Raw genomic sequence first — 26,475 nt, forward strand, 5'->3', positions numbered from 1 at the left:
CGGGGATCTCCTGGCTGTCAGGCGTAGAAGTCGGGTACGGGGGGAAGCTCGACGGCGACCCGGCCCGGGTTCTCCAGGGCGCGGACACCGGCCTCGCAGCACACGGCCACCTTGTAGCCGTCCCAGGCAGAGGGACCGGCGATCGTGCCCTGCTTCGCGGCGTCGACCCAGGCCTGCACCTCGCGGTCGTAGGCCTCGACGAAGCGGGTCGTGAAGTCGGCGTGCTCGCCCACCGAATAGGTGGCGTTCTGCCAGATCTGCATGCCGCTGGGCTGACCGATCCGCGCGATGCCGTCGGCCATCACGGCCTCGGTGGCCACCTGGTAGCCGAACCGGACCGAGACGTTCATCTCCACGTCGACCAGCACGCCGTTGTCCAGTTCCATCAGGACCAGGATCGGCTCGCGCAGGTGCGCCGGGGTGTTCGGGTTGCGGCGACCGTGCCGCACCTCCACCGAGGTGACCGAGCCGCCGGCCAGCCACGGCACGACGTCGAACTCGTGGACCACCGAGTCGTTGATCAGCATGTGCTGGTCGTAGCTGTCGGGCACCGACGGGTTGCGGTGCACCGCGTGGATCATGAGCAGTTCGCCGACCCGCTCCGAGGCGATGAGCTCGCGCAGCGCCTCGTACTCGCGGTCGAAGCGCCGCATGAAGCCGACCTGGATGAGCTTCTTGCCGCCCGCGATCTCGGCCTCCACGACGTGCCATGACGACGCCGGGTCCTTGGTGAGCGGTTTCTCGCACAGGATCGGCAGTCCCTCACCCAGGCAGGCCAGCAGCCCGGCCTCGTGGAACTGGCCCGGAGTGGCGATCAACGCCGCGTCCATCACGCCCGCGGCGAGAGCGGCTTCGACGCTTGCGAAACCCTGCGCCTGCGGCGCGTGCTCCAGGGCGGCGTTCCGCCGGGTCTCATCGGGTTCGACGACGGCGCTCACGTGGGCACCCGTGATGGTGCCGGTCAGGCGCTTGACGTGATCGAAGCCCATGGCTCCGGCGCCGACGACGCCGACGCGCAGTTCGGAGTTCATTGGGTGGCCTTTCGTGGAAGAGGTGGTGAGAGTGACTGTCGATCCCCGCTGATCGAGCGGATGATCCCCGCTGATCGAGCGGATGATCCCCGCTGATCGAGCGGAGTCGAGATCCCGGACCGACGTTCAGTGGGTGCGGGTCAGGGGGTGGCAGCCGAAGATGTGCTGCCGGGTGCGGCCGGCGATGCCGAGCGGAAGATCGATGTCGCATCCGGGCATGTCCTGCTCGACGATCGCGAACATGTCGGGGTTGATCGTGACGGCTTCTTCGATCACCGGGGCGAAATCCGGAATCCCGTTCGGCGGCTCGACCATGATCTCGCTGGCGCAGTCGGCGAACGGCTTGTCGTTCTTGAGCACCTCCCAGATCAGTTCGGGGTCGATCTGCTTGAGGTGCAGGTAGCCGATGCGGTCCGGGTGGCGCTGCATCAGGGCGACGTTGTCGCCGCCGTAGTAGGCGAAGTGACCGGTGTCCAGGCACAGGTTCACGTACTGCGGATCGGTTTCGGCGAGGAGCCGTTCGACCTCGCCCGTGGTCCCGACGTGGCTGTCGGCATGGCTGTGGAACTGCTGGTGGATGCCGAACTCCTCGAGCAGCGCCTTGCCCAGGCGGTCGTGCCCGGCGGCGAGCGCCGTCCACTGCTCGTCGTCGAGCGTCCGGGCCTCCAGTGCCTCACCGGTCAGGTCGCTGCGCCACAGGTCGGGGATCACCACGATGTGCTCTGCGCCCATGGCACGCACGAGGGTGGCGACGTCTCGGACTTGCTCCCAGGCCCGGTCCCACTGGCCCTCGCCCTTGTGGAATCCGGTGAAGATGGTGCCTCCGGAGATCTCGAGGTCGCGCTTGTCGAGCTCCTCTTTGAGACGGACCGGGTCGGTCGGCAGATAGCCGTACGGTCCGAGTTCGATGAAGTGGTAGCCGGCCTCGGCGACCTCGTCGAGAAAGCGCTCCCACGGGGTCTGGCGCGGATGGTCGGCGAACCAGACGCCCCAAGAGTCAGGCGCGGTGCCGATGCGGAGGCCCTTGGTGTGGTCGGACGCGGTGTGGTCGGACGCGGTGTGGTCGGACGCGGTGTGGTCGGACGCGGTGTGGTCGGACGCGGTGTGGTCGGTCATGTCGGTGGTCCTTTGTCGGGAATGGGTTCTGGATGGGTAGTGGTCTCGACTTCGCTCGACCATCGAGTGCGGTGTCGGCCGTCGAGCAAGGCGCCGACCGTCGTCGAGGTCTCAGCCGAGGAGCGGTCGCTGCTTCTTCTGTTGTTCGACGTACTCGGCGCGCGCGGTGCCGGTGCTGTCGATCTCGGAGATCTCGGCGACCGGAACGTCCCACCATCCGTTCCCCTCGGGGGCGTAGACGAAGGGATCGCTGTGCAGGTGGATCACGGTGGGGCCGTGGTTGCTCTTGGCGACGGCCATCGCGTCCTTCAGCTTCGTCAGCACGTCCGGTCCCGGCTCTAGGTCGATCACCTCACAGCCGTAGCTGCGCGCGTTCGCGGCCAGGTCGACGGGCAAGAAGTCGCCGTGCTCGAAGGTGATCTTCTCGGGCTCGTCTCCCGGCTTCTCGGCGTAGCGGTAGCGGGTGCCGTACCGCTGACTGCCGACCGTCTCCGACAGGTGCCCGATCGATGCGTAGCCCTGGTTCTGGATGATGACGACGATCAGCTTGATGCCCTCGGCCACCGCTGTCACCAGCTCGGTGTGCAGCATCAGGTACGAGCCGTCGCCGACCATCACCACGACCTCGCGGTCGTCGCCGTCGGCCTCCAGGCCCCGCTTGGCCCCGAGTCCGCCGGCGATCTCGTACCCCATGCACGAGAACGCGTACTCGACGTGATACCCGAGCGGATCGTTCGGCCGCCACAGCTTCTGCAGGTCGCCCGGCAGCGAGCCGGCGGCCTGCACGATGACGTCCTTCGGGCCCATCGCGCCGGCCACCGCGCCGATGATCTCCGGCTGCCCCGGCAGCGCTCCGCCGGTCGGCTCGAAGGCCTTGTCGACCTCGTCGTCCCAGGAACGCTTGGCATCGGCGGCGGTCCGCGCATAGGACTCGTCGACGTGCAGCCCGGACAGTTCGGCGGTGAGCGCTTCGAGCGCCTCCCGGGCATCGGCGATCACCGGTAGCTGCGTGCCGTGCTTGTAGGCGTCGAACGACGCGACGTTGACGTTCACGAACGCCACGCCCGGATCCTGGAACGCCGTGCGGCTGGCGGTGGTGAAGTCGCTGTAGCGGGTACCGACGCCGATCACCACGTCCGCCTCGGCGGCGATCCGGTTCGCGGCGGCGCTGCCGGTGGCGCCGACACCGCCCAGGTTGAGCGGGTGATCCCAGGGCAGCGCACCGCCGCCTGCCTGTGTGGTGGCGACCGGGATGCCGGTGGCCTCGGCGAGCTCGCGCAGCGCGTCCTCGGCGCCGGAGTAGATCACGCCGCCGCCGGCGATCAGCAGCGGGCGCCGGCCGGCCCGGATCGCCGCCGCCGCGCGAGCCAGCGGGCCGCGTTCGGGCACCGGACGCCGCAGGTGCCATTCGCGGTCGGCGAGGAACTCGACCGGCACCTCCATCTCCTCGGCCTGCACGTCCTCGGGCAGGGCGATGGTCACCGCACCGGTTTCGGCCGGATCGGTCAGGACGCGCATCGCGTTCAGTGCGATGGAGAACAACTGCTCCGGGCGCTGCACCCGGTCGAAGAACCGGGACAGCGGGCGAAACGCGTCGGACACCTGGATACCGATGTCGTGCGGGTGTTCCAGTTGCTGGAGCACCGGGTCGGCGACGCGGGTGGCGAAGGTGTCCGACACCAGCAGCAGCGCGGGCATGCGGTTGGCGGTGGCCAGTGCGGCGCCGGTCAGCATGTTGGCCGCGCCCGGGCCTACCGATGCGGTGCAGGCCAGGGTCGCTCGCCGGCGGTGCATGCGCGCATAGCCGACCGCCTGGTGCACCATCGCCTGCTCGTTGCGAGCCTGGTAGTAGGGCATGAGGCCCGGATCGGTCGCCGAGTACTGCAGCAGCGCCTGTCCGATGCCTGCGACGTTGCCGTGCCCGAAGATCCCGAACGTGCCCGGGACGGTGCGCTCGCGGCGGTCGCCGTCGACCGTCCACTGACGCGACAGGAACTCGACCAGCGCCTGGGACACGGTCATGCGGCGGGTGGTGCTCATCTGCTCAGGCTCCTTCGGAAGAGTCGGTCCCCTGCGAGGCGTCGCCGTAGGGAAGTCGGGGGTCGGGTTCTTGCAGCGGCCAGGTGTCGCGCAGCCAGGCCTGATCGGGATCGTCGCTGATCAGCCAGACCCTCGCGGGATCTGGCCCGGCCATCACGTTGAGGTAGTAGAGGTCGTACTCGGGCGCCGCCATCGCCGGCCCGTGATAGCCGTACGGCACCAGCGCGACGTCCCCGGTGCGCACGATCGCCTGGGTGTCGATCTCGCCCGCGTTCGACGAGTAGGTGACGAAGCTGCCGAAGGCGTCGGTCTGCTCCGGCACCACCCCGGCGTCGACGAACTGCCGGGCCGGCGCAGCCTCGAAGTAGTAGATCTCCTCCAGCTGCGCCTCGTGCCCGGGCACGTGCTCGTCGTGCTTGTGAGCGGGGTGCGACGACCAGTTGCCGCCCGGCGTGATCACCTCGCAGACGATCAGCGCCGCCGCATCGAGGGCCTGAGGGGTGCCGAAGTTGTGCACCTGCCGAGTGTCGCGGCCGGCGCCGCGCACCTCCACCGGCACCTGTCCGGCGGACAGGTACGCGGTCGGCTTCACGACGACGGTCGGCGCCTCGGCCACCGCGACCCGGCCCCGTCCGCGCAGCACACCGGCGGTGCCGGACCCGAGGTACAGCACGTCGGTCGGACCGGCGAACACTCCGGTCCGGCCGTGCAGCACGGTCGTGCCGCCCTCGTGCTCTACCGAGAACGACCCGGCCAGCGGCACGACGATGCGTTCCACCTCGCCGGCGGGCAACTCCACGGATGCGTCGTCGTCGAGCACGGCGACGCGCAGCCCGGTGTGACTCCAGCCGTCGATCGTGCCGTCGACCACCGATTCCCAGCCGTCGCGCGCGAGCGCGCCGCGGGCGTGGAACCACTCGTTCGGGGTGGGCGTCATCGTCGTACTCCTCGGTCGGGTCAGTGCGGTCAGTCGTTCTGCGGGAAGCCGAGGTTCAGGCCTCCGTGACTGGGGTCGAGCCAGCGGCTGGTGACGGCCTTGAGCTGGGTGAAGAACTTGACTCCCTCCGCGCCGTGCGCCTTGGTGTCCCCGAACATCGAGGCCTTCCAGCCACCGAAGCTGAACGTGGCGACCGGGACCGGGATCGGCACGTTGATGCCGATCATGCCGACCTGGATCTCCCGCTGGAAGCGGCGAGCGGCTCCGCCGTCGTTGGTGAAGACGGCGGTGCCGTTGCCGAACGCGCCGGCGTTGATCAATTCGACGCCCTCCTCGTACGAGTCCACGCGCACGATCGCCAGCACCGGGCCGAAGATCTCCTCGGTGTAGACGCGCGAGGTGGTGGGCACCCGGTCGATCAGCGTCGGGCCGAGCCAGAAGCCGTCGGGTGCGCCGTCCGGCTGCACCGCGCGGCCGTCGACGACGACGGTGGCGCCGTCCTCGAGCGCGACGTCGATGTAGGAGGCGACCTTGTCGCGATGGGCCCGGGTGACCAGCGGCCCCATGTCGCAACCCCGGCGACCGTCGCCGATGCGCAGGGTGTTCATCCGCTCGACGATCTTCTCGATCAGCGGGTCGGCGACCGGTTCGACGGCGACGACCACCGAGATCGCCATGCACCGCTCGCCGGCCGAGCCGAAGCCGGCGTTGATGGATGCGTCGGCGGCGAGATCGAGGTCCGCGTCGGGGAGCACCAGCATGTGGTTCTTGGCGCCGCCGAGCGCTTGGACGCGCTTGCCGTGCTTGGCCCCCTGCTCGTAGACGTACTGGGCGATCGGGGTGGAGCCGACGAACGAGACGGCGGCCACGTCGGGGTGCTCCAGGAGTCCGTCGACGGCCTCCTTGTCGCCGTTGAGCACGGTGAAGACGCCGTCCGGCAGGCCGGCTTCCTTCCACAGCTCCGCCATCCAGATGGACGCCGACGGATCCTTCTCGCTGGGCTTGACCACCACGGCGTTGCCCGCGGCGATCGCGATCGGGAAGAACCACGAGGGCACCATGGCCGGGAAGTTGAACGGGCTGATGATGCCCACCACGCCGAGCGGCTGCCGGGTCGAGTAGACGTCGACGCCGGTGGAGACCTGCTCGCTGTACTCGCCCTTGAGGTGGTCGGCCATGCCGCACGCGAACTCCACGACCTCCTGGCCGCGGCTGATCTCGCCGAGCGCGTCGGAGAGCACCTTGCCGTGCTCGGAGGTGATGATCTCGGCGAGCTCGGGCTTGCGCGCTTCGAGCAGCTCGCGGAACTTGAAGAGCACTGCCTGGCGGCGAGCGAGCGACAGGTCGCCCCACGCTTGCTGGGCCGCCTTGGCGGAGGCGACGGCGGCGTCGATCTCGGCCTGGTCGGCCAGCGCTACCTTCTTGGTGACGGTGCCGAGGGCGGGATCGAAGACGTCGGCGGTGCGGCCGCTCGACGAGGCGTAGGGGGCGCCGTCGATCCAGTGCGAGACGATGGGCAGTTCGGTCATGTGATGGTCCCCTTTCGGGTGGGGTGATTCGGGGGTCTGTGTGCGGTTCAGGGGTGTCTCGATATCGCCGGCGGCGATGTCCGGTCTCCTCGTCCGACGACTGTCGAAGGAGTCTCCGTCGATCGATCGGAGCCGAGATCTACCCGTGCACGAGGTCTGCGGCGGCGTCGACCGCGGCTGCCACGTCGCCGTCGTGCGGGTAGAGCAGGCTGCGGCCGATGGTGAGACCCTGCACGCCGGGCATCGCGAGCGTGCTGCGCCAGGTGGCCATCGCCTCGTCGGGGTCGCCGGCCGGTTCACCACCCAGGAGCAGCGTGGGCAGCGTGGTGGCGGCCATGACGCGCTCCATGTCGTCGACCACCGGCAGCTTCATCCACGTGTATGCGGAGCTGTTGCCCAGCCCGGCGGCGATGGCGATCGACGCGATCACCGCGTCCGCCGAGAGGTCGTTCACCACCTTCCCGTCCACACGGCGGCTGAGGAAGGGTTCGAGCATGATCGGGAGTCGCGCCGCGGCCGCGGCGTCGACGGCCCGGGCAGTGGCCTCCAGCGTCGCGACGGTCCTCGGATCGTCCAGATCGATGCGGACCAGGACCTTGGCGAAATCGAGGCCGTCGCGGATCATCGAGGGAACGTCGTACGCCGTGTAGCGGTCGTCCATCTCGAACGACGCCCCGCGCAGCCCGCCTCGGTTCATCGAGCCGACGACGATCTTGTCGTCGAGAAGGCCGAGGAGGGCGAGGTCGTCGACGATGTCCGGCGTCCCCAGGACGCCGTCGACGCCGGGCCTCGACAGGGCGGTCGCCATGCGCTGGAGGAGGTCGTACCGGTCGGCCATCGCCATCGGATCGGACCCGATGCCGAGCGCACCCCGGGCCGGATGGTCGGCGGCGACGATCAGCAGCCGCCCGTCACCGCGCACCACCGGCCGCCGGGCACGCTCGGCGAGCGTGCGGCCGAGCGCCGCTGGATCCTCCAGGCGGTTGCGGCGGAGCTGGACGAAGTCAGCGTCGGTGAGCGGGCCAGGCGTGATGAGTGGCGGCAGCGACAGCGCGGTCATGAATCGAGCTCCTCAAGGATGTTCTCCACCTCGTCGGTGGTCGGCATGGCGGTCGAGCACTCGCGGCGGGAGGCGACGATCGCTCCGGCCACGTTCGCGAAACGGAGGATCCGCTCCAGGTCCCAACCCTGCAGCAGGCCGTAGCAGAAGGCGCCGCCGAAGCTGTCGCCCGCACCCAGCCCGTTGACGACGTCCACGAAGTACGGCGGCACCTCCACGCGCTCGTCGCGAGTCTTGGCCAGCACGCCCTTCGGCCCCTGCTTGACGACGGCCAGTTCCAGTCCGCGCTCGAGGAGTGCGTCGGCGGCGCGATCGGGTTCGGTCTCACCGACCGCGACCTCGCACTCCTCCTTGTTCCCGATGGCGATCGTGACGTGGTCGAGCGCCTTGCCGACCTCCTCGGACGCCTCCTGTGCCGAGTTCCAGAACATCGGCCGGTAGTCGAGGTCGAGAATCGTGCGGGCCGCCCTGGCCGATCGATCAGCCTCGCTCACGCGCTCCCGGGCGCGCGCCTCCCAGGCGACGTGGTGAGCGGCTCGGCTCGGCTCGCGGGAGAGCCCGGTGACCGTCGACCAGTAGATGCGCGCGTTCGCGATCGCATCGAGGTCGAGGTCGCCGGCTTCGAGGGTCAGGTCGGGTGCAATCGGTTCACGGTAGAAGTACAGCGGGAAGTCGTCCGGCGGAAAGATCTCGCAGAACGTCACCGGGGTGTTCAGCCCGGACACCGTGCCCACGAAGCGGTCGTCGACGCCCAGGCGGCCGAGTTCCCGGTGGAGATAGCGCCCGAAGGCATCGTCGCCGGTCGCGGTGACGATCGCGGTACGCAACCCGTGCCGGGCGCCGGCGACGGCGACGTTGGCCGCGCTGCCGCCCAGATACTTGCCGAACGTCTCGACCTCTTCGAGACCGACGCCGTCCTGCAACGGGTAGATGTCGACGCCGATCCGGCCGACGGTGACCAGGTCGTAGGGTGCGGGTGTCGTCATCGAGTCGCGGCCCTTTCGTTACTGGCTGCCGAACGTGACGTCGGCAACAATTAGTCTATTTGTCAGTACAATCTAGCTACGCGTGGTTGATTTGTCCATAGGTTCTGAACAGGAGGTTTCCTGGGACCCCGAAGCACATCACCGTAGAGTATCGGAGGGTCGACGATATTGTCAGGACAATCGGGCGACCGGCCGAAACGCTGGACGCGAACACCGCAACCGACATGGCGGGGATTTGACCTAACATGACCAGGGTGAGCCCCACTGAGATCGACGTCGAGCTCGACCGACTGAGCCCCGTACCGCTGTACTTCCAGCTGGCCCAGGCAATGGAGCACGCGATCGTGGCCGGTCAGCTCCAGCCGGGCGATCGCATCGAGAACGAGATCGACCTGGCCAAGCGCCTGAACATGTCCCGGCCCACCGCCCGGCAGGCCATCCAGGCGCTCGTCGACAAGGGACTGCTGGTCCGCAAGCGTGGGGTCGGCACCCAGGTGGTGCGCAACGAGGTGCATCGAGCCGTCGAACTGACCAGCCTGTACGAGGATCTCGCCGATGCCCACCGGACTCCCACGACCGAATTGCTCGACTACCGGCTCGGCCCCGCCGACACCGAGGTCGCCGACGAGCTGGGCGTCGATCACGACGCCCCCGTGGTCGAGATGCGCCGGCTGCGGCTGGCCGACGGCGAGCCGATCGCCATCCTCACGAACTTCCTGCCCGCGGATTTCGCGCCGGCGCCGGACGAGCTCAGCCAGAAGGGCCTGTACCAGTGCCTGCGCTCGCGCGGCCTCACCATCCAGCTGGCGCGGCAGCGGATCGGCGCGCGCATCGCCGAAGGCGACGAGGCCCGGCTGCTCCACGAGGAGGAGGGCTGCGCCGTCCTCACCATGCAGCGCGTGGCCTTCAACGAGATGGGCAAGGCGATCGAGCTCGGCCGCCACGTCTACCGCTCGTCGCTCTACTTCTTCGACGTCTCCGTCCACAGCCGCTGACCGGAGTCGCGGTTTCCCGGTTCCCGAGCTCCGTGGTTTCGACTCGCTACGCTCGCTCAACCATCGAGGGGACACAGCCCTTCGGGCGGTTGAGCGAGCATCTCACTTCGGTGATTGAGCGAGCATCTCACTTCGGTGGTTGAGCGAGCGAAGCGAGTCGAAACCACGTCGACCACTTCGATGGTTTGAGCGAGCGCAGCCTTTCGACGGGGCTCAAGGGGCTAGTGCCTCGGGTCACCGAAGTCGGGCGAGTCGAAACCACCGCTCACGTGATGCGACGCGGATCGATCCCCCGACGCCGGGGCGCGGTGTCGATCCGGACATGCCCGGCGAGGACGGCGGCGCCGCCGGCCGAAGCGAGGATCGGTTCGAGCCGCAGCTCGCGGATCTCCGGGATCCGCTCACAGAGCGCCGACACCCGTTCAGCGATGTCGGCGAGCGCCTCGGTGTCGGCGGGTTCGGTGTGCGCGACGCCGGCCAGCAGCGGTGCGGCGCGCGGCGCGGCGATCAGCTGTCGCGCATCGTCCGGGCCGAGCGGCAACGCGCGGAAGGCGCGGTCGCCGAGCAATTCGGTGATCATGCCGGACAGCCCGAACGAGATCACCGAACCGAATGACGGGTCGTCGTGCACGGAGAGCACGCAGCCGATCCCCTTGGCGGCCATCCGCTGCACGTGCACGCGCGGGGATCCGGAGTCGGCGGCGAGATCGGTGTACGCACGCCGGACCTCTCTCGGGCGGTCCAGGTCCAAGCGCACGCCGCGCATGTCCGGCCGATTGCGCCAGCCCTCGCTCGTCGCCTTGAGCGCGACTGGATAGCCGAGTTCCTCCGCGCCGGCCACCGCCTCGTCCGTCGAGGCCGCCTCGCGGAAGTCCACCAGAGGGATGCCGAAGCAGTCCAGCAGTTCGGCCACATCACGATCGGCGAGCCAGCCGCAGTCGGTGGCTCCCCGGCGCAGAGCCGAGACGACGATGCCGTGGGCGCGTTCGTCGTCGACCCCGTCCGGACGGCGCGGCTCGGACACCGGGAGCTTCAGCCAGCGCGCGTACCCCCACACCCGCTGCAGGGCACGGACCGCGCGATCCGGATCGGGGAGCGAGGGCACAGAACCGAACGCGGGCATGCCGTCGGAGCCGTTCACCGCCAGGAGTTCCGGGATGCCGTTCTCGCCGGCGAAGGTCGTCACGATCGGCTTGGCGCAGGTGTAGGCGACCGCCCGCAGCGGCGCCGCGAACGGCTCCATCGGAATGGGGACCGGCGGCACCACCAGCGCCACCACCGCGTCGACGTCGGGATCGGCCATCACCTCGGCCAGTGCCGCGGCGAACTCGTCCGGATCGGCCGACGGTCCGAGGATCTCGGTCCGTGTCGCCGTCAGGCCGCCGGACCGCGCGGCATCCACCGCGAGCCGGCCCAGCGGGGCGCTCGTGCTGATCACCGCCACCCTCGGCCCGGCCGGCAGCGGCTGGTGGCAGAGCACCGTCGCGCAGTCGAACATCTCCACGATCGAATCGACCGCGATCACCCCGGCCTGGCCGAACACGTTCGCCGCGACCGTGTTGTCGATGGCGGGTGCGTCGCCATGCGCATCCGGGCGATCGATGCGGCTGCTGCGCACGACCACGATCGGCTTGAACCTGGCCATCCGGCGTGCCAGGTGCATGAACTTGCGCGGGTTGCCGAGCGACTCCAGATACAACAGGACCAGATCGGTGTCCGGATCGGAGTCCCAGTACTGCAGCAGGTCGTTGGCCGACACGTCGGCGCGATTGCCGGCCGAGACGAACGTCGACAGGCCCAGCCTGCGTGTGGCGGCCTCCCTCAGCACCAGCGCTCCCAGCGGGTCGGACTGGCAGAAGAAGCCGGCCCGCCCCCAGCCGGGCAGTTCCGGCGCGAGCGTCGCGTTCATGGAGACCGCGGGGTCGTTGTTGCCGATGCCCAGCGCGTTGGGACCGACCAGCCGCATGCCGTGAGCGCGAGCCTCCCGGACCAGCCGGCGCTGGGCCGCATAGCCGTCGGCGTCGGAGTCGGCGAAACCCGCCGAGAGCACGACGAGGCCCTTGACGCCCTTGTCGAGGCAGTCGTCGAGCACCTCGTCGATGTCGGATGCCGGCACCGCGACGATCGCGAGGTCGACCCGGTCCGGGATGTCCCGCACGCTCGGGAACGCCCGGACGCCGAGCACCGCGCCGCGCCCGGCGTTCACCGGGAAGATCGGCCCGGTGTAGCCGCCCTGCAACAGGTTCGCCAGTACCGCGTGCCCCACCTTGCCCTCGGTCGGAGACGCGCCGATCACCGCGATCGACCGCGGCGAGAGCAGATTCCGGACGCTGCGCGCCTCCGATGCGCGCTCCCGCGCGTTGCGCACCTGCAGAAGTGCTTCGCTGGGGTCGATGGCGAATTCGAGCTCGATGATCTCGCCGTCGTCCGTGCCGTTCACCTGGTAGCCGGCATCTTTGAACACGCGCACCATGCTCGGGTTCTCGGCGAGCACGTAGGCCTCGAAGCGCTCGATCCCGTTCTCTGCGGCGGCACCGGCCAGGTGCTCCAACAGCACCGACCCGAGGCCGCGCCGCTGGTGCTCGTCGGCGACGGTGAAGGCGACCTCGGCCGAGGTCGAATCGGGACTGCCCTCGTAGACGCCCACGGCGATGATCTCGTCGCCGAGCAGCCCGACCAGGCTCACGCGGTACCGGTTGTCGACGTGCGTCGCCCGGTAGACCTCTGCGGCCTCGAGCTTCTCGTGCGGCTCGAAGTACCGGAGGAATCGGGTCTCCTCGGAGAGCTTCGAGTGGAACTGGACCAGCTTGAAGGCGTCGTCCGGCTCGATCGGCCGCAGGTGGATCACCCCGCCGTCGGCGGCGAGCACGTCGGCGCGCCAATCCTCGGGGTAGCTGGACCGCTGCTCCCCCTCGGAATGCGGCGCGGCGACACCCTCGTGGTCCCCGGCGGTCACGACGGATCGTCCGGGTCCAGGCCGTGCAGCGGGAACACCGCCCGGCGGGTGGCTTCGATCGCCTCGTCCACGGCGGCGGCGCGATCTGCCGGGTCGGCGTCTCCGGTCTCTCGCGGCCCGGACCACGGTTCGACGACGAGGTCGGCGCCGTCACCCATCGTCGCGGGCAGTTCGTCGTCGGGAAGCAGGGAGCGGACGTGGCGGTGCCACGACCCGGGTACCGGAGTGGACACCTCCACCGGCCGGTCCAGCACGACGCCGAGCAGGTGGGTCCAGGCCCGCGGCACCACGCGGACCAGCTCGTATCCGCCGCCGCCCACGGCGAGCCAACGGCCCCCGGCGTACCTGTCGGCGAGTGCGCGCATGGCCAGGAACGCGGCGCGCTGACCGTCGACCGTCATCTCCAATTGCGCCAGCGGATCCTCCCGATGTGTGTCGACGCCGCACTGGCTGACGATGATCTGCGGTTCGAAGGCTTCGATCACCGCGGGAACCACCGCACCGAAGGCTCGGAGCCACAGCGCGTCGTCGGTGCCCGGCGGCAGCGGCAGGTTCACCACCGTGCCGGCGCTGCGCCCCTCCCCGACGTCGGATGCAGGCCCGGTCGCCGGCCACAGCGTCGCGGGATCCTGATGGACCGACAGCGTCATCACGCGCGGGTCGTCGTAGAACGCCCGCTGCACGCCGTCGCCGTGGTGCGCGTCGACGTCGATGTACGCGACGCGCGAGTAGCCGTTGTCCAGCAGCCACGAGATCGCGACCGCGATGTCGTTGTAGACGCAGAAGCCGGCGGCCGAATCCGGCATCGCGTGGTGCATGCCCCCACCGATGCTGACCGCGCGGTTCACCCGCCCGGTCGCGATCTCCTGCGCCGCCTGCAGTGTCCCGCCGACGATCGCCGAGGCGGCGTCGTGCATCCGCTCGAAGACGGGATTGTCGTCGCCGCCCAGCCCGAACTCGTCGGGCTCCTCACCGTACGACGGCACCGCCGCGCGGACCGCTTCGACATAGGCCGGAGCGTGCACGCGCAACAGCTCGCCGTCGCTCACGATGCCCGGGTCGACGAACTCCACCTCGTCGAGCAGGCCCAATGCGGCGGACAGCCGCATGGTGAGATCCAGGCGCGCCGGGTTCATCGGGTGGTACGGCGACCACGTGTAGTCCAGGTAGCGCGGAGTCCAGACCACAGCTCCGGCGCTCCGGCCGTGATCCGCCGGCGGTGCAGGCAGCTGGTTCATCGATCCTTCTCGTCTGCGGAACGACGTCGGCCCGGCCGGGTGGTCGGGCCGACGTCGCCCTCGCTATCCGGTGACTCTCGGGATGCCACCGGGCATCTCGCTCAGCGCCGACGATTGAAACTCCTCTTCCGGCGTCTTCACCGCCAGCACCGGGACCGGACTGGACAGCAGCAGCTTCTGGCTGAGGCTGCCGAGCAGCACCTTGCCGACCGGGGTGCGGCGCTTGACGCCGATCACCAGCCGCTGGGCGTTGCGCGTGGCGATCTCGTTGAGCACCACGTCGGCGGCATCGGACGAGCCGCCCTTGTCCAGGACGGTGATCTGAACCCCTGCGGTGTCGGTGCCTTCGGTGCTCAGGGCCTTGGCCCCGAGATTGACGGCGACCAGATCGGTGCCGAGCAGGCGGGCTTCGGCGATCGCCTGGATGAACGCGTTCCGGCTCTCTCGATTGTCGGACACGGCGACGACGACGGTCATGACTGACTCCTTCTCTGTACTGGTTGGTGGTGACGGATCGGTCAGTGCCGGTCGCGGTCGTAGAGGACGCCGGCGAAGGGCAGGCGACGCGGCAGTTCGTTGTAGATGGTGCCGTCGAGGAGGTCTTCCTCGAGTCCCTCCAGCGTACGACCGCGGGTCTCGGGAACCTCGTGCCACATGAAGCCGAGCATGATGACCCCGACGATCGCGAACAGGAAGAACGTGCCCAGACCGAGCGCGGTGACCAGGGTCGGGATGTACAGCGCGAGCATGCCGTTGACGAACCAGCCGAAGAACACCGCGGTGCCGATGGCGAGGCCGCGGACGTTCAACGGGAAGATCTCGGCCAGCCACACCCACACGGCGATGTTCAGGAACGACTGCATGGAGAGCACGAACAGGAACACCAGCACGGCGATGACGTACGGACGGTACCCGGCGTCTTCGGGAATCACCAGGCCGGCGACGCCGACGAGCAGGTGGCAGAGAGTGGTGAGCGAGAGGCCGATGACGAACGTCGTACGACGATCCAGGCGGTCCATGTTGCGCAGGGCGATCACACCGCCGATCACGGCGGCGAGACCGAAGGCGGTGGCTGCGATCAGGGAGGCGCCCTCGTCGAACCCGGACTCCTGCAGCACGCGCGGTCCGTAGTACATGATCGCGTTGATGCCCGTCAGCTGCTGCGCGACGGCCACTCCGATGCCGACCAGGATGATGCGGCGCAGCCACTTGCCGCTGAGGATCTGTTTGAGTCCGGGCTTACCGGATTCCAACTGCTCTTCGTCGACAGTCAGCTCGATGACCTGATCGAGCTCGGCCTTGGACCTGTCCCTGGATCGGATAGTGTCCAGAACGGCGCGCGCTTCGTCGATCCTTCCGTTCTCGACCAGCCAGCGTGGCGACTCGGGCATGCGGAGCATGCCGAAGAACAGGAACACCGCGGGGATCGCGCAGACGGCGAACATCACGCGCCAGATGCCGGTCACATGTCCGAGTGTCTCGTTCAGGATCGCGTTGACGGAGAACGCCAGGAACTGACCGGAGACGATCGCCATCTCGTTGCGTCCGGTGATCGAACCGCGGATCTCGAACGGTGCGAGCTCGGCGAGATAGACGGGCACCACCGTGGATGCTGCGCCGACCGCGAGGCCGAGGATGATGCGCCCGATCACGATGGTCGCGAAGCCCGCGGTGTGCGAGCCCGGTGCGAAGACCACGAACAGCGTGCCGGCGAAGAACATCACGGCCATCACGATGATCGCCTTCCGGCGGCCGATGAGGTCGGAGATCTTGCCGCCGAGGAACGCACCGACCGCCGCGGCGAAGACCAGCGAACTGATCACCACACCGGTCTGCAGGTCCGAGAATCCCAGTTCCCGTGACATCGGACCCTCGGCGCCGGAAGAGACACCCGTGTCGTAGCCGAAGAGCAGTCCACCGAGGCAGGCGATGATCGAGATCAGTCCGATGCGCCTGCTGTGCGGCCCCTTGGTCAGCGGGGGCAACTGCGCTTCGGCGGCCGGCGCCCCGTGGCCGCCCGTCGGCGCGCCGCTCATCGGAGAGCCGCCTTACTGTCGTGATTCTCCATGTCCAGTCCTTTCGTATGAGTGGCGTCCCCCGTCGGACTCCACGCCCGAATCGCCGCTTGTGCCCGCGACGCTCCCGTCCACCGCACGCCCGCCAGGCGTACTGTGTGTCACGTCACAGTGAATGAGCATAGCGCATTTGTAATGACATACGGATGTTTTGACTTAATTGTTCGGCGGGAGGCTGTGCGGGGCGTCCGACCGGTATCACGGACCTGACGGCGGTCGGCGGGCCCGGCGGTCGCCCTCGCCGCGTCTGTGCCGCGCCGGCGGGTCCAACCTCGGGGCGCACCGCACAGCACAGCTCAGCGCGCCGGAAGGTTGTACGGCGTCACCACCGCGACCGACGCGGGCTGGGGCCGGAACTCCGGGAGCGCGCCGTGGAATCCCATCAGGGCGCGGGCCGCGTCGCGCAGGTCCGCCCGTAGATCGTGGTGCAGCACGACGCCGATCCGCCCCTGCCGGAGCAATTCCACAGTGTCCGGAGTGAGGTCGTGCGCCACCAGGACGGCACAGTCCCGGCCGGCGTCGTCGAATGCCCGGAGGATCCCGCGGTTGCCGCCGCCGACCGAATAGACCGCGACCACGTCGTCGTACATCGACAGGACACCGCCCACGCGCCGCGCGGAGGTCTCGTCGAGCCCGTCCGACGTGACGGTCGTCGTCGGACGGCCGGGGTCGATCTCGCCGAGCGTGGCAGCGAAGCCGTGCTCCCGGTCGGACTCACCGCGGAAGTCGTCACCGCTGGTGGTGATCAACACGCGCCCCGGCCTGCCCGCCACCAGGTGCCCGATCACGTAGGCCGCGGTCGCACCGGCGGCACGGTTGTCCAGGCCGACGTACGCCAGGCGGAGGCTGTCGGGGACGTCCGTGACGAAGGTGATCACCGGGATGCGCGCGCGGGCCAGGCGGCCGATCGCATCGGCGACCTCCGGCACGTCCGGTGCCTTGAGCAGCACCCCGTGACTGCCGCGCCGCACGATGCCGTCGAGCTCGGCGACGAGGCCGCCGGGGGGCCAGCGCTCGGCAACCCGGTAGCGAGCGCGGAGGACCGCAGGGCGGAGGGCGGGGAGTTCGGCCTCCAGCGCGCGGCGGGTCAGGGTGGAGAACCGCCGGGGAGTCTCCATCACGACGTCGACCATGAACTGCCGTCCGGACAACCGCAACTGGGTGCGCTGCGCATCGAGCTCGGCGATCGCCTGTTCCACCTGCAAGGCGGTTCCCGGACGAACCCCGGGACGGCCGTGCAGCACCCGGTCGACCGTCGCCTCGCTGACGCCGGCCTGCCGCGCGATCTCCCGAACGGGGAAGCGATGAGCCATGCTGCTCATTCTGCGCCCGCGCTGAGGGATTCTTGAGGGATTTCCCGTCTTCCGCCCGGGGCCCGGAGTCGTCACCATCGATGCCATGACCCTCGCTTCCGCCTCCGCCGTCATTCCGTCCGCCGCCATCCCGTCCGCCCGCCGCATCACCGCCGCCGACTGCCGCCTCGACGACTTCGTCGCGACCCTCGACACCGGAACCGATCTGTCCGCCTACCCGCACGCCGCCCGCACCGACCGCGGCGTTCTGATCTACGACTCCGCCGAGGTGCGCCGGACCGCATCCGACGCCGATCGGCGCACGGCGCTGCAGGACGAACTCGCCCAGGCCCTGCTCACCGGACCCGGAATCGTCGTCTTCGCCGGCGCCTTCGGCGCCGAATCGGCACTCGCGGAGACCACGGCGGCCTTCACGGCGATGGTCGCCGAACAGCGCGCCGCCGGCACGTCGGGCGGCGATCACTTCGCCGCGAACGGGGTCAACGATCGCATCTGGAACGCACTGGGCAAGCTGGCCGCCCGCGACCCCGAGCTTTTCACCCGCTACTACGCGAACGACGTGCTCGCCCTGATCAGCGAGACCTGGCTCGGCCCCATGTACCAGGTGACCTCGGCGATCAATGTGGTCAATCCCGGCGGCGTGGCCCAGCAGCCGCACCGCGACTACCACCTGGGCTTCATGACCCCGGAGGCCGCGGCCCGCTTCCCGCTGAACGTCCACCGCGTCTCGCCGGCACTGACCCTGCAGGGCGCCGTCGCCCACGTCGACATGCCGCTCGAGTCCGGACCGACCATGTATCTGCCGTACTCGCAGCGCTACGAGCTCGGTTACCTCGCCTTCAACCTGCCGGAGTTCCGCGAGTACTTCGCGGACAATTACGTTCAGCTGCCCCTGCACGCCGGCGACGCGGTGTTCTTCAACCCGGCGCTCTTCCACGCCGCCGGCGCCAACGTGTCCGGCGACCTCGCGCGGATGGCGAACCTGCTGCAGATCGGTTCAGCGTTCGGCCGGGCGATGGAATCCGTCGACCGCTCGGCGCTGCTGCGCGCGGTGTACCCGTCGCTCGTCGACCTGTGGTGCAGCGATCGCGGCGCCGCCGAGAACGTGATCGCGGCGAGCGCCGAGGGCTACGCCTTCCCGTCGAACCTGGATCTCGATCAGCCGCTGGACGGTATGCACGGCGAGACGCAGGCCGAACTGACTCGCCGCGCGCTGGACGCCGGCTGGGATGCGGCGGCCTTCACCACCGCACTCGCCGCGCTCGACGCGCGGCACCGCGCCTGACCTCGCCGCATCCCCCGACGGTCGAGAATTCCCCGACGGTCGAGCGGAGTCGAGACCCCCGATGGTCGAGCGGAGTCGAGACCCCCGATGGTCGAGCAGAGTCGAGACCCCCGACGGTCGAGCGGAGTCGAGACCCCGATGGTCGAGCGGAGTCGAGACCACATTCCCCGATGGTCGAGCGGAGTCGAGACCACTTCGTCTAGAAAGTACATATGAACGAACAAACTTTGGCAGGACGCTCCATCGTGGTCAGCGGAGGCACTCAGGGCGTGGGCGCCGCCGTCGTGCGCGCCGCCGCCGCGGCGGGCGCCGCCGTCACCTTCACCGGCCGCCGACCCGAACTCGGCGAGGCCCTGCTCGACGAACTCACCGCCTCCGGCGCCCGCGCCGCCTACGTCCGTGCCGACGTCGCCGACCCGGCTTCGGCGGTCGCTTCCGTGGCGACCGCGGTCGACACCTTCGGCCGCCTCGACGGCCTGTGCAACGCGGCGGGGATCACCACCCGCGGCACCCTGCTAGACACCACGCCCGATCTCTTCGACCAGCACATCGCGATCAACCTCCGCGGACCGTTCTTCACGATGCAGGCCGCGGTCAAGCAGATGATCGCCCAGAACGAGGCGGGGACGGTCGACGGCGGAAGCATCGTCAACATCATCTCGATGGCCGCCCACGCGGGCCAGCCGTACCTCGCGCCGTACACCGCTGCGAAGGCCGGGCTCGCCGGTCTCACCAAGAACGCCGCGTACGCGCATCGCTTCGACCGCATCCGGATCAACGGGATCAACATCGGGTGGACGGAGACCGAGGGCGAGGCGCAGATTCAGAAGCGGTTCCACGACGCCGACGACGACTGGGCCGCGCAGGCGTCGACCAGGCTTCCGATGGGCCGCTTGAACCAGCCCGCCGACACGGCCCGCTTCGTGACCTTTCTGCTGTCCGACCGGTGCGGCGTGGTGACCGGCTCGGTGATCGACTGGGATCAGTACGTGGTCGGCGCACATGACTGAGGCAGCCCCGTTCGAACCCCTGCGTATCGGCATCCTCGGCGCTGCCCGCATCGGACCGGACGCGATCATCGGACCGGCGGCCGAACTCGGCCACCGAGTCGTCGCCGTCGCCGCGCGCGACAAGACGAGAGCGGACGCCTATGCGGCGGCGCACGGAATCGAGCGCGTCGCCGAATCGTACGACGCGCTGCTGGCCGACCCCGAGGTCGAGGTGGTGTACAACCCGCTCGCCAACTCGTTGCACGGCCCCTGGAACCGCAAGATCGCCGCCGCGGGCAAGGCGCTGCTCAGCGAGAAGCCGTTCGCATCGAATGCCGAGGAGGCCGCCGACGTCGCCGCCGCGATCCGCGCCGCCGGGGTCGGCTTCCTGGAGGGCTTCCACTACTGCTTTCACCCCGGCTATCGGCGGGTGATGCAACTCCTCGACGACGACCGGATCGGCCGGGTCCGGCGCGTCGAGGTGCGTATGTCCATGCCGACACCGCAGGACGGCGATCCACGTTGGGACTACGACCTCGCCGGGGGCGCGATGATGGATCTGGGCTGCTACGCGGTACACGCGATGCGTCGGTACGGCATACGGATCGGCGCCGCCCCCGCCGTCGTCTCCGCGCACTGCGAACTCCACGCGGAGAACGTCGATGCCTCGTGCACGTTCGACGTCGTCTACCCGGACGGGACCACCGGGCACGGCCACGTCTCGATGGAGGGCGAGAAGTTCGACTTCCGGCTGACCTTCATCGGTGACCGCGGACGGGCGACCCTGCACGACTTCCTCGGACCGCATCGCGACAACCGGCTCACCGTCGTCGCCGACGGCGCGCAGACCGTCGAGCGGGCGCCGAGCCGGTCCACGTACGCCTACCAACTCGAGGCGTTCGCCCGAGCGCTGCGCACCGGAGAGCCGACCGTCCTCGACCTCGACGATGCCGTGGAGAACATGTCGATGATCGACGCGGTCTACCGCGCGGCGGGCCTCCCGGTGCGCGGCGGCAAGGCCGGAATCCCGTGAGCGCCGCACCGATCGAACTCGTCGCGACGTGCTGGACCAGCGCCGGCGACGTCGCGCCGTTGTCGCCGAACGAGGCGAGCCCGGTGGACGTCTTCGAGCGCATCGGCGCGGTCGCCGCCACCGGGTGGTCCGGGATGGGGCTCGCCCAGGACGATCTGCGCCAGATCGCCGACGGCCCCGGATTCCCCGCCGTCCGCCGGGCGCTCACGCAGGCCGGTCTGCGCCACATCGACGTCGAGCTGCTGACGGACTGGTGGGAGACCGGCGAGGCTCGACGAACCTCGGACCGGGTCCGCGCGCTGCTGTTCGGCGCCGCCGACGGACTGGGCGCACAGCACCTCAAGATCGGCACCGCATTCGGCGATGCCCTCGGCTCGACCGGGTCGCTGGTCGCCCCGTTGCGCGAACTCGCGGACGAAGCCGCCGACCACGGGCTGCGGCTGATGCTCGAGCCGATGCCGTTCTCGATGATCGCGAGCATCCCGACGGGCGCCGACCTCGTCCGCGCCGTCGATCGAGAGAACTGCGGCCTCGTCGTCGACGCCTGGCACGTCTTCCGCGCCGGAACGTCTCTGCGGGATCTCGCCGCGTGCCTGTCCCCGGACATCCTCTTCGGCGTCGAACTCAACGACGCCGACGCCGACCCGGTGGGCTCGCTCTTCGAGGACACCCGCGATCGCCGCCGGCTCTGCGGACAGGGTGCCTTCGACCTCGTCGGCCTCATCCAGATGCTCGCCGCGACCGGCTGGGCCGGTCCGTGGGGAGTGGAGATCCTCTCCGACGAGCACCGCGCGAAGGACGTCACAGTCGCTCTCGCCGAGGCACGCGAGACGGCGCTCGACGTACTCACCACCGCGCTGTCGTAGTACGCACGACGCCCACGGCGTGGGATCGATCTCGACGATCGCCTCCGCGATTTCATGGCCGGCGACGGGTAGACGGTGAAGACCCGCTGTCCGCCGAGCCAGTTGTCCAGCCGCCGGATCTCGGCATCCAGCGCGGCACGCGCGGTCGGACTCACCTCTTCCAGGAGTCGGAGCCGCACCGTGCCGGTTTCGTCCTGCACCCACACTCCGACGACCCTGCCGTCGACCCAGGCCGTCGTGCCGGCGTTGCCGACGCTGTCGAAGAGCACCGGACCGTGTGCACCGAGAAAGAAGTCGCGTCCCTTCCAGCCCATCACCGTGGGATCCAGAAGCGGCAGCAGCGCCGCCCACGGTTCCGGGGACGCCACCGGATCGACGTCGTCGTCGCGCAGCCACGCCTCGGTACCGTCCTCCAGTGCCACGGGGCGCGCGCCGAGGTCGTCGAGCGCGGTCCGGACAGCGGTCTTGGTGCCGCCGAGCCACCAGGCGATGTCGTCGACGGTGCCGGGACCGTACGACCACAGCCACCGGTTCACCAGTTCGGCGTACCCCGCCTCCGCATCGAGTCGCTCGGGCACGACGCCCTCCCACCAGACTCCGGTCGTGGTCCATGTGGGCCGGCTCGCATACCAGGGGCCGGCGTTCGCGCCCCGCGCCACGGCGCCGGCCATGCTGAGCTGGGCCAGCACCTTCGGTGCGATCGCCATCTTCCCGCCCCACGACGCCCCCGGTGCCTGCTCGATCATCCCGCCGACTTCCGGCACCTGCGCACGCACTTGCGCCGAGGTTCGCGGCACCCCGTCGGAGAGGTGCGCGAGCACCGCTCGTTCCGCGTCGGCCAGCCATGCCTCCCCCGTTCCGCCGGCGGCGGGACCCCAGCGTTCCAGGTTCCGAATCAGACGACGACGGTGCGACGCGGCGATGCGGGCGGCCGCACTGCCCCAGACCGCCGGCACCAGATCGCGTGGCAGCACGAACAGCGTCTCGCGCATCGCCTGCTGCCGGATCAGGGAACGGGCCTCGTAGAGCGCGCGCTCGACGTCGTCGATCCCACTCTGCTCGCTGCGTGCCCAGCAGGCGAGATACACGCTCGGCGGCTCGGTGGCATGCAGACAGACCACGGCGCGCGGCGCGTCCTCCGGAGTCACCACCCGAGCCGACTCGGCCAGCGCGTGCCGCACCCCGAGCCGGGCCCGGCGCTCATCATCGGTCACCGTGCGCAAGGGCGTCGCCATGCGGGCATGGTAGCGATCAGGGTACGTCGGCCGAGTGACGAAGACGTACACCGCGACGTTCTCAATCTCCCGAGTTTGTCCTAACATACTGATGATGAGACGGCGGCCGCGCTCCGGGCGTGAGGCGGGATTCTCGCGCCCGCTCGCCTTGCTGGCCGCGGGCGCGCTCTTCATGGAAAACCTGGACGGCACCATCCTGGCGACCGCCGCCCCGGCGATCGGGCGCGACTTCGGCATCGCACCGGAGTCGGTCAACACGACGATGGTCACCTACCTGCTGGCCGTGGCGATCTTCGTCCCGGTGACGGGCTGGCTGGCCGATCGATTCGGCGCCCGCCGCACGTTCCTCTGGGCGATCGCCGGGTTCACCGCCGCATCGGTCGCCTGCGCCCGCGCGCCGGACTTGCTGTGGCTCTGCGTCTTCCGGGCTGTCCAGGGCATCGCCGGAGCGCTGATGATCCCGATCGGCCGGCTCGCTGTATTGCGCGACCTGAAACCCGCGCACCTGCTGGCGGCAATGGCGTACCTCACCTGGCCGTCGTTGATCGCCCCCGTCGCCGCCCCGGTGCTCGGCGGTGTCATCACCGACGCCCTGGGCTGGGAGTGGATCTTCCTGATCAACGTGCCCATCGGAGCGGCGCTGGCGATCGCCGGACTCTGGGTGGTGCCCAACAGTGAGCCCGCGCGACGCACACCCCTCGACTGGCCCGGCTTCGTGCTCGTCGCCGGGGCGATCACGTGCCTCACCGGCGCCGTGGAACTGGCCGCGACCGGCGCGCCGTGGCTGGTCGCGGTGTTGCTCGCCGCCGCACTGCTGTCGACGGCCGCCGGTGTCGCGGCCATGCGCCGCCGCGCTCATCCACTGCTGGACCCCGCCGTGCTCGCGATCGCGACGTTCCGGGTGGGCAATGTCAGCGGCAGCGTCTACCGGATGATGATCACCGCGGCGCCGTTCCTGTTCGCCCTGCTCTTCCAGGCCGGATTCGGCTGGAGCGCGGCCGCCGCCGGCGCGGCGATCACCGCCGTGTTCGCCGGCAACCTCGGCATCAAACCGCTGACGTCACCGATCATCCGAAGGCTCGGCTTCCGCACGACGCTGATCTGGTCGAACGTCGCCGGGGCGCTGCTGCTGTTCGTGTTCGTCGTCGTCACCGCCGCCACCCCGGTGTGGCTGATCGTAGTGCTGCTGTTCCTGGGCGGAGTCTTCCGGTCGATCGGCTTCAGCGCCTACAACACCGTCCAGTTCGCCGACATCCCACCGGACCACCTCTCCGCCGCCAACACGCTCAGCGCCACGCTGCAGCAAGTCGGCACGGCGCTGGGCATGGCCGTCGCCGCGCTCGCTGTGCGCATCGGCATCGCGGTGATCGGCGACGACGCTGCGCACCATCCCGCCCTCCCGTACCGGCTGGCCTTCGTCGTCGCCGGCGCGATCATGCTGCTGCCGCTGGTCGGCGCGCTTCGCCTGCCCGCCGACGCCGGCCATCGCGCCACCCGCCGCTGACTGCCGCGGCGTAACCTGATCCACCGTGAATGACACGTCGGGCACTGGATCCGGGCGGATCCCGGACTGGGCGGATCCGCGGCTCGTCGTCGGACTCCGCGGCGAGGACGGCGACTTCGTCATCGACGGAAATCCCCACACCCATCGGGGGCTCATCCGGATGTTCAGCCCGGACGAGCCGCACTGTTTCGTCTCCTTCTCCGTCCGGCCGGACCAGATCGTGCCCCGGACGGAGTTTGCGGCGGGCTGGATCCAGGGCTTTCTCAGCGGGAACGAGCCCCCGGGAGAATGGACCGACGACTACCTGCCGGAGCGGCGCGACCGGACCCTCGACTTCTTCCACGAGCATCACTACCCGTTGTCGTCGCAACGGCGCGGACGTATCGCCTTCAACGCCGTCCGGTCGAGCGTCGAATGCGGGGGCCGATCGACACCGCTCGAACGGCTAGCCAGGGTGTGCTCCGCCGTCGCAGAGCGCGTCGGGGAGTGGGACGCCGCCGGATGGATCGCCGTCGACCCGGACTACGGCCCGCTCGACCCCGTTCCGCTCGAGACTCCCGCGCAGATCTTCGAGGCGCTGGCCCGAGTCAATCGGCCCGGGACGCTTCGCCGGTATCCGGAGATCATCGTCCTGAACCCGGAACCCGGAACCCGAAGAATCGAGATCCGTATCGCGATCAACGGCGAGCCCGACTCGGTGGACGCGGGTTTCCGTGTGACGATCAACCTCGAGGACCTCGCGCCCTTCGGTCTGCAGGGCGACCTCGACGACCACGCACCGTGGATGCGCTCGACATTCCGAACACTCGTGGAATGCTCCGCTCCGGACGTCGCTTCCCTCTCGTTCGGCACACCGCTCCGCGAATCCACCGGCTTCCGCGTCCCCAGCGACTGGGACGTCGATGCCATCGGCATCCCCGGTTGGCTCACTTTCCTCGCAGGCGCATCCGCCGAGACCGACCGCGTCGGCACGGAGGTTCGCCCGTTCGGCGACGGCGAATTCGACCGCAGCGTTCTCGTCGACGGTTCGCTCTACGAATTCCGCGGCGCGCCGAGCGAGTTCACGACGGAAGCCGCTGATCGGCTCGCCGCGCACCTGGACGCGACCGACGACTGACCGCAGGCTCACCGTCGTCGCCCAGGAGTCGCGTGTACGACACCGGCCGAATACGGCCCACCGAGGGGAATGTTCCCTCGGCGCTCCTCATACGACCGGTGTTGTTCCAACAAACTCAGGCGATCGTCACCGTGCGGCCGCTACGCAGGCTCTCGGCCGCCGCGTCCGCCAGCACCAGGGCGGCCCGCCCGTCGTCGAATCCCGGCGAGGGATTCTCGCCGGTCTCCAGGCTCGTCACGAAGGCGTCGAACTCGGCGCGGTAGGCGGGCGTGTAGCGGTCAAGGAAGAAGTGGTGGATGGGTGGCGCAGCGTCGGTCGTGTGGGCGCCGGAGAACCGCACACTCGTCGCGTGCTGGTTGCGCGCCTCGAGGGCGCCCCGCTCGCCGAACGCCTCCAGCCGCTGGTCGTAGCCGTAGGCGCAGCGCCTCGAGTTGGTGATCGTGGCGAGCCGGCCGTCCACGCTGCGCAGGCTGACGACGGCACCGTCGATGTCTCCGGCCTGTTCGATCTCCGGTGAGATCAGGTTGGCGCCGAGCGCGGTCACCTCGGCGACGTCCCCGAGAAAGAAGCGGGCCATGTCGAAGTCGTGGATCATCATGTCCCGGAACAGTCCTCCTGAGGTCTCCACATACCCGGCAGGCGGCGCGGCCGGGTCGCGGCTGATGATGGTGAGCTGCTCCAGTCCCCCGATCTCGCCGGCCGCCACGCGGGCCCGGACGTCGGCGAACGACGGATCGAACCGACGATTGAAGCCCAACATCACCCGGCGGGTGAGCTCGCCGAGTTCCTCGCGACACGCGTCCACCCGCGCCAGATCGAGATCGATCGGCTTCTCGCACAGCACACCCTTGCCGCGGCGGACGGCACGGGTCAGCAGGTCGATGTGCGTCGGGGTCGGCGACGCGACGATCACCGCGTCGATCGACTCGTCGTCGAGGATCGGATCCGGGGACGTGTACGCCGCCGCCCCGTAGTCGCGACCGACCTTCTCCACCGCGGAGCCGAACGGGTCGAACACGGCGACCAGCTCGGCGCGCGGACTCGCCGCGACCGAAGCCGCATGGACCTGTCCGATCCGGCCGCAACCCAGCAGACCGATCCGCTTCATGGAAACCTCCCCAAGTAACTAAGTATGTCTGCACAAACCGTACACGGGGCCCGGCGGGCCGC

General features: G+C 69.6%; 20 protein-coding genes and 1 pseudogene. 7 read left to right on the forward strand and 14 right to left on the reverse strand.

The window, feature by feature from the left end; all coding sequences use genetic code 11:
- Positions 1–17: 17 nt before the first annotated feature.
- From C6V83_RS00575 to iolC, 7 genes are all read right to left on the reverse strand, one after another.
- Positions 18–1,031 (reverse strand): Gfo/Idh/MocA family protein, encoded by a 1,014-nt coding sequence (locus C6V83_RS00575; protein ID WP_105940750.1) that lies wholly within the window; start codon positions 1,029–1,031, stop codon positions 18–20.
- Positions 1,032–1,157: 126 nt separating this feature from the next.
- Complete coding sequence (locus tag C6V83_RS00580; protein ID WP_234353806.1) at positions 1,158–2,147, reverse strand: sugar phosphate isomerase/epimerase family protein; 990 nt, start codon at positions 2,145–2,147, stop codon at positions 1,158–1,160.
- Between the two features lie 111 nt (positions 2,148–2,258).
- On the reverse strand, positions 2,259–4,187 hold the full coding sequence (iolD, locus tag C6V83_RS00590; protein ID WP_105940751.1) for a 3D-(3,5/4)-trihydroxycyclohexane-1,2-dione acylhydrolase (decyclizing): 1,929 nt from the start codon (positions 4,185–4,187) through the stop codon (positions 2,259–2,261).
- A 4-nt stretch (positions 4,188–4,191) separates the two neighbouring features.
- Positions 4,192–5,124 (reverse strand): 5-deoxy-glucuronate isomerase, encoded by a 933-nt coding sequence (gene iolB, locus C6V83_RS00595; RefSeq protein ID WP_105940752.1) that lies wholly within the window; start codon positions 5,122–5,124, stop codon positions 4,192–4,194.
- A gap of 29 nt (positions 5,125–5,153) precedes the next feature.
- On the reverse strand, positions 5,154–6,653 hold the full coding sequence (locus C6V83_RS00600; protein ID WP_105940753.1) for a CoA-acylating methylmalonate-semialdehyde dehydrogenase: 1,500 nt from the start codon (positions 6,651–6,653) through the stop codon (positions 5,154–5,156).
- Between the two features lie 139 nt (positions 6,654–6,792).
- Positions 6,793–7,713: a Cgl0159 family (beta/alpha)8-fold protein gene (locus C6V83_RS00605; protein WP_234353807.1), complete on the reverse strand. Its 921-nt coding sequence runs from the start codon at positions 7,711–7,713 to the stop codon at positions 6,793–6,795.
- On the reverse strand, positions 7,710–8,699 hold the full coding sequence (iolC, locus tag C6V83_RS00610) for a 5-dehydro-2-deoxygluconokinase (protein ID WP_105940754.1): 990 nt from the start codon (positions 8,697–8,699) through the stop codon (positions 7,710–7,712). The genes C6V83_RS00605 and iolC overlap by 4 nt, the downstream gene beginning before the upstream one ends.
- Before the next feature lie 245 nt (positions 8,700–8,944).
- On the opposite strand from iolC, the gene C6V83_RS00615 reads away from it, so the two are divergent.
- Positions 8,945–9,694, forward strand: coding sequence for a GntR family transcriptional regulator (locus C6V83_RS00615; RefSeq protein ID WP_105940755.1), 750 nt, complete (start codon positions 8,945–8,947; stop codon positions 9,692–9,694).
- A gap of 265 nt (positions 9,695–9,959) precedes the next feature.
- On the opposite strand, the gene C6V83_RS00620 is transcribed toward C6V83_RS00615, so the two are convergent.
- The 5 genes from C6V83_RS00620 to C6V83_RS00640 form a co-directional block, all read right to left on the reverse strand.
- Positions 9,960–12,650: a bifunctional acetate--CoA ligase family protein/GNAT family N-acetyltransferase gene (locus C6V83_RS00620; RefSeq protein WP_105940756.1), complete on the reverse strand. Its 2,691-nt coding sequence runs from the start codon at positions 12,648–12,650 to the stop codon at positions 9,960–9,962.
- Positions 12,647–13,888, reverse strand: coding sequence for an acetoin utilization protein AcuC (locus tag C6V83_RS00625; RefSeq protein ID WP_105940757.1), 1,242 nt, complete (start codon positions 13,886–13,888; stop codon positions 12,647–12,649). The genes C6V83_RS00620 and C6V83_RS00625 overlap by 4 nt, the downstream gene beginning before the upstream one ends.
- 63 nt (positions 13,889–13,951) lie before the next feature.
- Positions 13,952–14,365, reverse strand: coding sequence for a universal stress protein (locus tag C6V83_RS00630; RefSeq protein WP_105940758.1), 414 nt, complete (start codon positions 14,363–14,365; stop codon positions 13,952–13,954).
- 41 nt (positions 14,366–14,406) lie between these two features.
- Positions 14,407–15,924, reverse strand: a complete 1,518-nt coding sequence (locus C6V83_RS00635) for a sugar porter family MFS transporter (protein WP_105940759.1) — start codon at positions 15,922–15,924, stop codon at positions 14,407–14,409.
- A 335-nt stretch (positions 15,925–16,259) separates the two neighbouring features.
- Positions 16,260–17,276, reverse strand: a complete 1,017-nt coding sequence (locus C6V83_RS00640; RefSeq protein WP_105940760.1) for a LacI family DNA-binding transcriptional regulator — start codon at positions 17,274–17,276, stop codon at positions 16,260–16,262.
- Positions 17,277–17,361: 85 nt separating this feature from the next.
- Between C6V83_RS00640 and C6V83_RS00645 the strand changes: the two genes are divergently transcribed.
- The 4 genes from C6V83_RS00645 to C6V83_RS00660 all read left to right on the forward strand — a co-directional run bounded on the left by C6V83_RS00645 (position 17,362) and on the right by C6V83_RS00660 (position 21,449).
- Positions 17,362–18,561, forward strand: a complete 1,200-nt coding sequence (locus tag C6V83_RS00645; RefSeq protein ID WP_105940761.1) for a phytanoyl-CoA dioxygenase family protein — start codon at positions 17,362–17,364, stop codon at positions 18,559–18,561.
- Positions 18,562–18,773: 212 nt separating this feature from the next.
- Positions 18,774–19,571, forward strand: coding sequence for an SDR family oxidoreductase (locus C6V83_RS00650; protein ID WP_105940762.1), 798 nt, complete (start codon positions 18,774–18,776; stop codon positions 19,569–19,571).
- Positions 19,564–20,583 carry a Gfo/Idh/MocA family protein gene (locus C6V83_RS00655; RefSeq protein ID WP_105940763.1) on the forward strand — a complete coding sequence of 340 codons (1,020 nt, stop codon included), beginning with the start codon at positions 19,564–19,566 and terminating at the stop codon, positions 20,581–20,583. The genes C6V83_RS00650 and C6V83_RS00655 overlap by 8 nt, the downstream gene beginning before the upstream one ends.
- Entirely contained in the window at positions 20,580–21,449 is an 870-nt protein-coding gene (locus C6V83_RS00660) for a sugar phosphate isomerase/epimerase family protein (protein WP_105940764.1), read from the forward strand. Before C6V83_RS00655 ends, C6V83_RS00660 begins: the two co-directional genes overlap by 4 nt.
- Positions 21,450–21,559: 110 nt before the next feature.
- Here the strand turns inward: C6V83_RS00660 and C6V83_RS00665 are convergent.
- Positions 21,560–22,879 (reverse strand): annotated as a pseudogene (locus tag C6V83_RS00665) (winged helix DNA-binding domain-containing protein); the annotation flags it as partial.
- Between C6V83_RS00665 and C6V83_RS00670 the strand changes: the two are divergent.
- Both C6V83_RS00670 and C6V83_RS00675 read left to right on the forward strand, forming a co-directional pair.
- Positions 22,779–24,188 carry an MFS transporter gene (locus C6V83_RS00670; protein WP_199832557.1) on the forward strand — a complete coding sequence of 470 codons (1,410 nt, stop codon included), beginning with the start codon at positions 22,779–22,781 and terminating at the stop codon, positions 24,186–24,188. The pseudogene C6V83_RS00665 and the gene C6V83_RS00670 overlap by 101 nt on opposite strands.
- Positions 24,189–24,213: 25 nt before the next feature.
- Positions 24,214–25,305 carry a hypothetical protein gene (locus C6V83_RS00675; protein ID WP_105940766.1) on the forward strand — a complete coding sequence of 364 codons (1,092 nt, stop codon included), beginning with the start codon at positions 24,214–24,216 and terminating at the stop codon, positions 25,303–25,305.
- A gap of 115 nt (positions 25,306–25,420) precedes the next feature.
- Here C6V83_RS00675 and iolG read toward each other — a convergent pair whose 3' ends face one another.
- Positions 25,421–26,413, reverse strand: a complete 993-nt coding sequence (gene iolG / locus C6V83_RS00680) for an inositol 2-dehydrogenase (RefSeq protein WP_105940767.1) — start codon at positions 26,411–26,413, stop codon at positions 25,421–25,423.
- Positions 26,414–26,475: the final 62 nt, after the last annotated feature.

The sequence above is a fragment of the Gordonia iterans genome (assembly GCF_002993285.1).
GTDB lineage: Bacteria > Actinomycetota > Actinomycetes > Mycobacteriales > Mycobacteriaceae > Gordonia > Gordonia iterans.

Excerpts from the sequence above, each read along its gene's own strand:
- C6V83_RS00575 (WP_105940750.1), bottom strand. The coding sequence starts at position 1,031 with ATGAACTCCGAACTGCGCGTCGGCGTCGTCGGCGCCGGAGCCATGGGC.
- C6V83_RS00580 (WP_234353806.1), bottom strand. The coding sequence starts at position 2,147 with ATGACCGACCACACCGCGTCCGACCACACCGCGTCCGACCACACCGCG.
- iolD (WP_105940751.1), bottom strand. The coding sequence starts at position 4,187 with ATGAGCACCACCCGCCGCATGACCGTGTCCCAGGCGCTGGTCGAGTTC.
- iolB (WP_105940752.1), bottom strand. The coding sequence starts at position 5,124 with ATGACGCCCACCCCGAACGAGTGGTTCCACGCCCGCGGCGCGCTCGCG.
- C6V83_RS00600 (WP_105940753.1), bottom strand. The coding sequence starts at position 6,653 with ATGACCGAACTGCCCATCGTCTCGCACTGGATCGACGGCGCCCCCTAC.
- C6V83_RS00605 (WP_234353807.1), bottom strand. The coding sequence starts at position 7,713 with ATGACCGCGCTGTCGCTGCCGCCACTCATCACGCCTGGCCCGCTCACC.
- iolC (WP_105940754.1), bottom strand. The coding sequence starts at position 8,699 with ATGACGACACCCGCACCCTACGACCTGGTCACCGTCGGCCGGATCGGC.
- C6V83_RS00615 (WP_105940755.1), top strand. The coding sequence starts at position 8,945 with ATGACCAGGGTGAGCCCCACTGAGATCGACGTCGAGCTCGACCGACTG.
- C6V83_RS00625 (WP_105940757.1), bottom strand. The coding sequence starts at position 13,888 with ATGAACCAGCTGCCTGCACCGCCGGCGGATCACGGCCGGAGCGCCGGA.
- C6V83_RS00630 (WP_105940758.1), bottom strand. The coding sequence starts at position 14,365 with ATGACCGTCGTCGTCGCCGTGTCCGACAATCGAGAGAGCCGGAACGCG.
- C6V83_RS00635 (WP_105940759.1), bottom strand. The coding sequence starts at position 15,924 with ATGAGCGGCGCGCCGACGGGCGGCCACGGGGCGCCGGCCGCCGAAGCG.
- C6V83_RS00640 (WP_105940760.1), bottom strand. The coding sequence starts at position 17,276 with ATGGCTCATCGCTTCCCCGTTCGGGAGATCGCGCGGCAGGCCGGCGTC.
- C6V83_RS00645 (WP_105940761.1), top strand. The coding sequence starts at position 17,362 with ATGACCCTCGCTTCCGCCTCCGCCGTCATTCCGTCCGCCGCCATCCCG.
- C6V83_RS00650 (WP_105940762.1), top strand. The coding sequence starts at position 18,774 with ATGAACGAACAAACTTTGGCAGGACGCTCCATCGTGGTCAGCGGAGGC.
- C6V83_RS00655 (WP_105940763.1), top strand. The coding sequence starts at position 19,564 with ATGACTGAGGCAGCCCCGTTCGAACCCCTGCGTATCGGCATCCTCGGC.
- C6V83_RS00670 (WP_199832557.1), top strand. The coding sequence starts at position 22,779 with ATGAGACGGCGGCCGCGCTCCGGGCGTGAGGCGGGATTCTCGCGCCCG.
- iolG (WP_105940767.1), bottom strand. The coding sequence starts at position 26,413 with ATGAAGCGGATCGGTCTGCTGGGTTGCGGCCGGATCGGACAGGTCCAT.